Source organism: Thalassotalea algicola (assembly GCF_012932965.1).
Lineage (GTDB): Bacteria > Pseudomonadota > Gammaproteobacteria > Enterobacterales > Alteromonadaceae > Thalassotalea_F > Thalassotalea_F algicola.
Map to the genome: position 1 here is coordinate 696,221 of NZ_JABBXH010000003.1, position 8,992 is coordinate 705,212.

General features: G+C 36.6%; 7 protein-coding genes and 1 tRNA gene. 2 read left to right on the forward strand and 6 right to left on the reverse strand.

Translation table 11 applies throughout. The features are described 5' to 3' along the window. Positions 1-75 precede the first annotated feature (75 nt). Positions 76-1,098 (reverse strand): LacI family DNA-binding transcriptional regulator, encoded by a 1,023-nt coding sequence (locus HII17_RS11925; RefSeq protein WP_169075577.1) that lies wholly within the window; start codon positions 1,096-1,098, stop codon positions 76-78. A gap of 337 nt (positions 1,099-1,435) precedes the next feature. On the opposite strand from HII17_RS11925, the gene HII17_RS11930 reads away from it, so the two are divergent. Next, entirely contained in the window at positions 1,436-3,997 is a 2,562-nt protein-coding gene (locus HII17_RS11930) for an EAL domain-containing protein (protein ID WP_169075578.1), read from the forward strand. Between the two features lie 76 nt (positions 3,998-4,073). Here HII17_RS11930 and HII17_RS11935 read toward each other — a convergent pair whose 3' ends face one another. From HII17_RS11935 to HII17_RS11950, 4 genes are all read right to left on the reverse strand, one after another. Then, a complete protein-coding gene (locus tag HII17_RS11935; protein WP_169075579.1) occupies positions 4,074-4,802 on the reverse strand; it encodes a YebC/PmpR family DNA-binding transcriptional regulator in 729 nt (242 codons plus the stop codon). Positions 4,803-5,140: 338 nt separating this feature from the next. Beyond that, positions 5,141-5,677 carry a hypothetical protein gene (locus HII17_RS11940; RefSeq protein WP_169075580.1) on the reverse strand — a complete coding sequence of 179 codons (537 nt, stop codon included), beginning with the start codon at positions 5,675-5,677 and terminating at the stop codon, positions 5,141-5,143. 137 nt (positions 5,678-5,814) lie between these two features. Beyond that, complete coding sequence (locus HII17_RS11945; RefSeq protein ID WP_169075626.1) at positions 5,815-6,687, reverse strand: LysR family transcriptional regulator; 873 nt, start codon at positions 6,685-6,687, stop codon at positions 5,815-5,817. Positions 6,688-7,022: 335 nt separating this feature from the next. After that, positions 7,023-7,277, reverse strand: coding sequence for a hypothetical protein (locus HII17_RS11950; RefSeq protein ID WP_235938717.1), 255 nt, complete (start codon positions 7,275-7,277; stop codon positions 7,023-7,025). A gap of 739 nt (positions 7,278-8,016) precedes the next feature. Here HII17_RS11950 and HII17_RS11955 point away from each other — a divergent pair. Beyond that, the gene (locus HII17_RS11955) at positions 8,017-8,709 is read left to right on the forward strand and encodes a PEP-CTERM sorting domain-containing protein (protein ID WP_169075581.1); all 693 of its coding nucleotides are present in this window, start codon (positions 8,017-8,019) and stop codon (positions 8,707-8,709) included. A gap of 193 nt (positions 8,710-8,902) precedes the next feature. Here the strand turns inward: HII17_RS11955 and HII17_RS11960 are convergent. After that, positions 8,903-8,978, reverse strand: a tRNA-Thr gene (locus HII17_RS11960). Positions 8,979-8,992 lie beyond the last annotated feature (14 nt).

Below are 8,992 nucleotides of genomic sequence, written 5' to 3' on the forward strand. Positions count from 1 at the left end.
TCGCACATTAAAAAAGGGACATTAGTCCCTTTTTTAATTTTATAATCATATAGTTATCAATAAGTATTTGAGATACTAGCTTCCACAAGACTTTCGGACAATTAAGCTGGTCGGCATTAAGGTTGTTTTTACTTCTTCTTCATTGATTAACTTAATTAAACTTTCTACTAATAACTCTCCAGCAAGCTTTGTATTTTGCTTTGCCGTGGTAAGAGGAGGAAAGGTAAAGCTTGCCATAGGAATATCATCAAAGCCGACTATAGCGACATCTTCAGGCACTTTATAATTATTATCCAACAGTGCGCGCATAGCGCCAATTGCTATCAAGTCACTGGCGCCAAAAAGTGCGTCAAATTTCGCGCCAGATTTAATAAGCGATTCCGCGGCTTTATAACCTGATTCTTCTGTGGATATAGCGTCAAATTGTTTCGTTTCATCTACAGCAAGTTTGTGATCTTTCAACGCTTTACAGTGACCTAAATAACGATCGAAAAACTCCGGTGCGTGACTTGATGCTTCGCCGATAAAGGCAAACTCTTTACGACCATTCATGATGACATGTTCGGTGAGTTGGTAGCCCCCATGAAAATTATCGCAGCCAACAGACACTATAGGAAGGGATTCAACATCTGCCCCCCAACGAACAAAACGAGTATCTTGCTCTATTAGCTGAATAAGCTTTTCTTCATAATCGAGAAAATCACCATAGCCAAGCAAGATAATTCCATCAGCCTTATTGGAATCTTCAAATTCAGCATGCCAGTCATCATTCATTTGCTGAAATGACACGAGCAAATCGTAGCCTTTGTCAGAGCACGCTTTTGTTATGCTGCCCAGCATGCTCAAAAAGAAAGGGTTGATGAGTGAATCATCATTGGTCGGATCTTCAAACAGCAATAATGCTAAGGTACTACTTTGCTGTGAACGTAGATTGCTAGCATTTTTATCGACTTTGTAATTTAACTCTTTGGCAATTGCCTGAACCTTGAGGCGAGTTTCTTCATTAACGAGCGGGCTGTTTCGCAATGCCCGCGATACCGTTGATTGAGACACGCCCGCACGATAAGCAATGTCAAAAGAAGTTGCTTTTGATTTCACAAACTAAAACTCGTTAAACACTAATGTTAAAATACTACCGTTAACGACTAGTTAAGTACATATTTAGCATAATAATTTATGTATTAAATCATTATAAGAAGTAAGAATAGAAACTACTAAATAGCCCGTAACCCTCTAGCAAATTGTATGAACTCATCTCAGGCTCAATATAGCAATCAACATGTTATGACGAATAGCGACTTATGTCGTTTTCTTCAAATTGAAGAAAAAACAGATTTAAAGTTAACAGCTTGATAATAAATTTAGTGTATTTATCTCATAAAGTTTGAAAACTTGTTTTATAATCAAACACTCAGTGAATTAAATTAAGCACTTAATGTTAGGCTCTCACGTTTTAAAATCTCCAATAATGCGTTATAGCTTTATAACGCTTTTGTTTTTTGTTCTAGTCACTTTGGTGGTATCTGTTGTTGACTATGTTAAGCAGCAAGATACTCGTCCGGTAAAGTTATCTGAAAAACAAATTGAAATATCGACTAGCTATTTGGTGGATGAAAGTGAGGGTTTATCTACTGGCGATATAGTGAAGCAACTTGAGCGTTTTATTTCAGCTGAACCTGACAATATTCCATTTACGTTAGGTAAAGCAGCGTATTGGACAAAATTCACTTTAAAAAACAATACAGACAAAGAGCAGCAACTGGTTCTTCATGTTGATAATACCATGTTGGAAAGTGTTCAAAGCTTTGAACTTTCACAAAGGGGAGTCGACACACTTGATAATAGTGAACTTGTAGACACTGCTTTTCCAAAGTTAACGCTATCGTTAAAGGCTTACGAAGGAACTGAAGTTTTATTAAGGCTTAAATCTGCTGGCCCCCCGAATATACCGTTGATTTGGTATCAGTATAAACAATATCAAACTAAGGAGTCTTTAACTCGATTGCTCTTTGGTGCGGTTATCGGCGTGCTAATTATTATGGCTTTGTATAATTTAGTTATATTTGCAGCCATTAAGGATAAAGTTTATTTAGTCTATTTAGGTTACTTAATCTCGTCATTTCTCGTATTAGGTACTGTTAATGGTTATGGATATCTATTATTTGAAACTAATGTTCAATCTCTGCTTAACAAGTATTCCTTATTTTTTCATTATTATTTATTAGCGTTTCTCATACTGTTTACTATTTATTTTATTAGATATGATGAAAATAAGGGCTTTTTATACAAATTAGGCATTTATAGTGTTTTTGTATTGATAGTCTTGAGTTTTATAACGCAGTTTTTATCTCATGAACTACAAGCAAAAATATTTTTTAGTTTTCCTCCTGTTTTCTATGCATACTCATTGACACTGGTTGCTTTGCGAGTCAAAAAGCATTTCGACTGGATTCGATTTTATCTAATATCGTGGGTGCCATTACTTATTGGTGCAGCAATTCAACCGCTTGTTTTGCTAAATCAACTTGATTACTCTTTTTTACTTCGTAATGCATTTTTAATTGCTGTACTCGTTGAAATAGCCTTTATGTCTTTTGCACTTGCAGAACGTATGCGCCGCCATGAACAAGACAGGTTAAATGAAATTAGTTACCACCCTGCAACAGGTATTGCTCGAAAAATTTTATTAGAAAAGCAAATAGCACGCATGACGATACAAACTGATGCGAAGTTTAGTGTTTTGGTGATAAGGCCTGAACATATTGAACGAGTTGCTTTGTATGTAAATGATGCAATGAATACCGAATTATTCAAACGAATGCATAGAAAGCTTTCGCCACTATTTGCATATAATGATGCAATAGAGCAAATAGGAGACAAAGGCGAGAAAATAGCTTTTCTTTCAGGAAACTCCTTAAGCGTTGTCATGAACTTGCGAAAAAATCATCAGCCTATTGAGACTTTGATTCAGTCTATCAATACGTTAGTGGAGGAAGCTTATCAGGTTGAAGAACTTAATATTCCACTGAAAGCTGTTGTGGGTATTGCAAATTATCCAGAGCATGGTCGCGAGCCATTTGTTCTATTAAACAGAGCTCAATTAGCTTTGCCCGAAGCTGAATTAAGTCAGAATCGATGGGCTTATTTTGCGGAGCACCAATCGGACAAAACAGGCTACCGACTTCAGCTTGCGTCAGATATTCATAAAGCTTTAACACAAGGTCACTTTGAGCTCTATCATCAACCACAAATTGACCTGAAAACTATGCGAGTTTGTGGTAGTGAGTGTTTAATTCGCTGGAATCATCACGAACAAGGATTTATACCACCAACTGTTTTTATACCTGTTGCTGAAGACATGGGATTAATTAATCAAGTAACGCACTGGGTAATTAAGCAAGCTATTGCCCAGCATAGCGTTTTGTTATCTCAAGGCTATAAGCACCATTTGGTATCAATTAATATCAGTGGGAAAGATATTGCTGCAGATGATTTTTATTCCTATGTAGTTACTGAGATTGAGGAAGCAGAGGTTCCCGCAAATAAAATTGTATTTGAATTAACCGAATCAGCGACGATTACTGATAATGAGCAAGCATTAGCAACCATTGAAAAGCTTACCAAATTAGGAGTCACCATTAGTATAGACGACTTTGGAACTGGCTATTCATCAATGGCTTATATTAGTAAGTTGCCATTTCAGGAACTTAAAGTTGACCGCCAGTTTGTTGAAAATGTAAATGATAATGATAAACAAAAAACGATAGCTGAAACAACGGTGAAAATGGCAAAAGGGCTCAGATTGGAAGTTGTGGCTGAAGGTATAAATAGTCAAGCGGATGAAGATACTTTACGACAATTTGGCTGTGATATTGGCCAAGGGTATTATTACGCAAAGCCAATGGCTTTTGACGATTATTTAACTTGGCTAGCTGAGGAAGTTAATGGCCGACCTCCAATGCCATTAGAAGGTGACTATATCCCTAAGGGAAGTTAACTGAAGCAAATAGTAAAAGGTACAAAAAAAGCTCCGATAGGAGCCTTTTTTATTCGTTAAGTTTAATTAATAAAACTTAACCTCGAATTACATCTGCGTTGTGATAAACATGTTGTACGTCGTCACAATCTTCTAACATTGCGATAAACTTATCGAAGTTAGCAATATCTTCTTCACTGGTAATTTCAGTATAAGTTTGTGGTACCCACGTAATCTCTTCAACTTCCAGTTCATACTCTGGCATGCTGTTAGCAAATTCTGTTTTTATTTTGAAAAACTCAGTATGTGGTGCGTAAACCGTGATGATGCCATCTTCTAGTTCAACATCAGTTACATCTATATCAGCCATCATCAAGTTTTCTAATACAGTTTCATCATCTTCACCTTTAAAAGCGAAGACTGCTTGATGATCAAACATGTGGGAGACTGTGCCGGTAGAGCCTATTTTTGAATCTGTTTTTGTAAAGCAGACTCGAACGTCTTTGATTGTACGGTTACCATTGTCTGTTAAACAATCAATAATCACCATGCAATTACCTGGACCAAAGCCTTCATAGCGAGATTCTGTGTAATCTTCACCACCGGCGCCGCTAGCTTTATCGATCGCTTTTTCAATAACGTGGGTAGGAACCTGATCTTTTTTAGCTTTATCAATTAAACTACGTAAGGCTAAGTTACCGTCTGGGTCAACACCGCCACTTTTAGCAACTGTGTATATGGCTTTACCATATTTAGAATAAACTTTAGTTTTTTGGCCAGCGGTTTTGGCCATTGACTCTTTGCGGTTTTGGAACGCTCTACCCATCTTAAATTGCTTCTTTAATAAATTTCCAATGTCGTGATTCTACCAGTGCTTGTAGGCGCTTTTCCAGAGGTAAACGAGTGCTATTTGCGAAATATCGTCAAAAACTTTTAAAGAAATTGATAGGAGACAAGAAATGCGATTAATCTAGGAGGTATTAATCGCATCATAATCGATTTAACATTTATTTACCTTCTCTGTCGTTTATCTATGGTGCTATTACGTGTCTCTACATCCCACTGACTAATAGTGATATTCTTCAAATGCCAGTAAAAGGAAATTGAATGGCGCAACTTTGCTATTGAGTCAATTAACATTGTTTACTCCTACTTATTGAAAAATTACTCAGCATAACTAGTTTCAAAACTAGCATCATCAGTAGTTAGTTGAATGCGTTTTAACGCCAGAATGTTGTCTTTAACTATACTGTTATTGTCAACGACAAGTGCACTTGTAAAGTCTTCTAATGCTCCTGTATTGTCTTTAGCTAGGTAACGGACAATTGCTCGATTGCTATAAGCCATGGACTTAAGAAACTCTCCATGACGACCACGACCTTTAATCGCACTTATTTCATCGATAGCTTTAGTACATGCACTATCAGCTTTGTCTAGCTCATTGAGTTTAAGGCTTGCAACACAGACGCCCATAGCTTTATCGTAATTGGAAAGCTCTGGCTTTTTTGTTGCAACAATTTTGGACAAGCCGGCACTATAATCACCAGAAATAATTTCGTCGGTGCCAACAGCATTTTTAATAATCGCTATCTTTAAGCCATTAAGCTTAATAGGTTGCGTTAAAGTAGTCGCCTCTACAGCACTTGTGCCAACGCTTACTAGAGTTGCCAGCAAAGAGGCTTTAGCTAAGAATTTTTTCATGTTCATTCTCCAAAGGTTTAATGTTTAACTGTCATTTGTTAATGACAATGACACTTTAGAGAATTTCGTTATCAACTGACAAACGATAAAAAGACACCTGATAAGTGAATATAATTTGTCTATCGTTCCACCTAATACTAATCAGTAAAATTTTCCTTAACCCAATCAGCAAATGTAGTTAATTCTGGTGCTGATTCAATATGTTGATGTTGCAAGAGAAAGTATTTGTCGTTAGTTATTAGCTCTTGTTCAAATAATTTAACTAACAACTGTTCGCTAAACCAAGCTTTACTTATTGGCATTGGTACCAAAGCTATACCCATTCCTTGCTGTGCGGCTCTTGCAACACCAAACATGCTATCAAATTGAATAATTTGCTTAGGATCGAAATTTGGAATGTTATTTTTATCAGCCCATTGATGCCATGACCAGGGGCGTGATTGATGAAGAATTAAGGGAACTGAACGTAACGCATCTAAGCCATGTGCGGCCCATTTTTTATAAAGCTTCTTATTACAGGCGGGCACATATCGTATAGGAAAGAGTTCCTGCACGACACTGCCATTGGGCCTACCATTTGCTAGCACGATCGATAAGTCTGTTTGGCTAGGTGTTTGGCTTGCTGACTTCACAGTCTCTAATTGTAAATTAATATCTGGATTCACTTCTGCCCACTCACTTAACCTAGGCACAAATAATTCGCTAGCAAAAAACTCCGGCAAAGAGATGGTAATTGTTTTGTTTTGCTGGTTATTGGTAAAGTCAGCAATAGTTTGCTCTAAGTTGGTAATAATAGGGTAAACAGAATTGTAAAATTGTTTTCCGGCGCTTGTTAGCTCAATTGCTCTAGTTTGGCGTTTAAAAAGTTGCGTACCTAATTGTTCTTCTAATTGCTTAATTTGGTGGCTGACTGCAGAAGGCGTTAAAAATAGCTGAGAGGCTGCATGTTTGAAGCTTAAACATTTCGCAGCGATGCAAAAAGATCTAAGCCCTCTAATAGGTGTTTGAATTGTCATGAGTATTAATAAGTTTGTAAGTCTACCACCTTAGTTTTGCAATCTGTGGGCCACTAACTAAAACCCAATAAAAACATGGGTTTAATATATTTTCGGTCTTTGCTATGGAAGTTATTTGCGCCAATCTGGTTCGTCTGCACCAATTTGGTTCTAGCATAAAAAAAGGGCGCTAAATAAGCGCCCTGACAAGTAAAGTAAGTGTCTAATAGTTTAGAAATCGGGGGAGATTTCGAAAACAAATTTAGAATATAAGCTCTATCCGTTACTGACAAACGAGAAGAAATCACTTAACGGATTAAATAAATTCATTTATAAGGGGGCCGCTAGGTTTAGTCTCTAATTGTTATTTGGGGTGAAGTGTCTATATCGCCTTGTGCATCTACAGTAGCAATATTGTTCCCACACATAAGAATCGCTAAATTTCCCTCGTCGGTGTTTCTTGAAAATGCAAATTGATAACCGTATTGCGTTAAACTATTGACGGCATACTTCTGCGACATAGATAACCTATTCAATAATACATTGCGACTCGAGCTCGTTTGACGACGTTCTGCTGTTGAAATACTTGGATGAATAGCTTCCATTCTTCACCTCCTTCAGTTACTGCATTAATATCAGTGTAGCTCAGAATTGACAACTTGGCTAAGTTTTGAGCAGTTATATTCCTATCATAACTAGCATAGTTTGTAAGTAAACATATATTTTCTGACAGCATAGGAAAGTAAGTTTTATTGTATTTAACTTTTAAGGGGGGAGTTATTAATACGTCGATTAGAAGATGGAGTCTTAACAACAATTATTTGGTAGAACTTGGCCATAGTAAATTTCTATTAAATAATTTTGGAGGGATGAATATAGTTACCTAGGTACGTTAGTTTAAGAGTACAAAGCAGTCTCTTGATGGTTTAACGTTGTGGAAATTTAAAACTGGGATTGTTTGTATTAAATTTCAATAATTAGTACTACAAAATTTTAATTTAATAACAAATTCATTGAGCGATGTTTGTTAGTAATAAAACTATAGGTTTTTATCTCATTTCACTTGCTTTATTTTGGTATTTTACCCATTTAACTCTATTTCTATCGATTAACCATTGTAAATACATGGTTATTAATAATGTCTTTAAAAATTAACTGGTTGATGAACTTGTTTTGTGTCAGATAACTTTACAGTCTATAAGTGTTGTGTAGTTATGTTATTGTAATCGTTGGTCTTTTTATTTGGTGTGTTTTGTGCTTGCTAAATGTCATATCAAGTGATGTTGTTTCGCTTTTAGCTTTCACCTTTCGGAATTCAACCGGAAGGATTAAAAGGAATATCAAATGAAGTTGAGTTTTTTTAATACTGTTGTTGTAAGTGTTGTATTGTCAGTTGGTTGTTTTTTGAATAACGCTAATGCAGGGTTAATTCACAACGATTTGAATTGGTTAGAACTCTCTGTTACTAACGGTTTGAGCTACAATGAAGTTGAACAAGATGTTTTAACTAACTCACTTTATCAGGGGTACAGGTTTGCTACCGCCTCTGAAGTTTCGACTCTATATAGTGATTTTTTGTTGGAACAAGCAGGAAATAACTTACAAAATAATCATTTTTGGCATATTGCTGCTCAACCTAATACAAATTTAGCAACTTATTTTAGTGGGATGTTTACCCCTACTTCTTGGAATGGTGACCTAAGCACAATAGATGGGCGCATCCAATTGAATAATGCAGATTATAATTGGGGGTACTTTCTTTATGGCCCTAAGACAAATAATACAGTATTAAGAGGAACGCTTCATACTATGTATGATAAAGGGACTGATACCCTTAGAACATTCGTTGAGCGACCACAATCATATAGTTTATCATTGCACGCTACTACCCCCGCCACAATAAACGCTGACTGGAAATATTATGCCGCACAATCGTTCCTAGTAAAGGCTGTGGAAGTCCCAGAGCCATCAGCGTTCTTTATTTTTTCGTTAGGCATGATGGGACTAGTATTACGTCGTTCTAAGAAGTTACCTTAAAATATTCGAATAAATTCCTTTCATGAAAACACTAGCCTTAATTGCTGGTGTTTTTTTCTTAATGGTGCCGATTGCCGGCGTCGAACTGCCAATAGGCGTAACTACTGATTCAAGTTAGTAGGGCAGTGATAATTACTAATACGAAAATAGTAGATACAAAAAAGCCCAGCAAATGCTGGGCTTATCTGATAAATGGTGCCGACTGCCGGAGTCGAACTGGCGACCTACTGATTACAAGTCAGTTGCTCTACCAACTGAGCTAAGTCGGCACACAAAACTGTGT

Coding starts and splice junctions, on each gene's coding strand:
- HII17_RS11935 (WP_169075579.1), bottom strand. CDS start 4,802: ATGGGTAGAGCGTTCCAAAACCGCAAAGAGTCAATGGCCAAAACCGCT.
- HII17_RS11930 (WP_169075578.1), top strand. CDS start 1,436: ATGTTAGGCTCTCACGTTTTAAAATCTCCAATAATGCGTTATAGCTTT.
- HII17_RS11955 (WP_169075581.1), top strand. CDS start 8,017: ATGAAGTTGAGTTTTTTTAATACTGTTGTTGTAAGTGTTGTATTGTCA.
- HII17_RS11940 (WP_169075580.1), bottom strand. CDS start 5,677: ATGAAAAAATTCTTAGCTAAAGCCTCTTTGCTGGCAACTCTAGTAAGC.
- HII17_RS11950 (WP_235938717.1), bottom strand. CDS start 7,277: ATGGAAGCTATTCATCCAAGTATTTCAACAGCAGAACGTCGTCAAACG.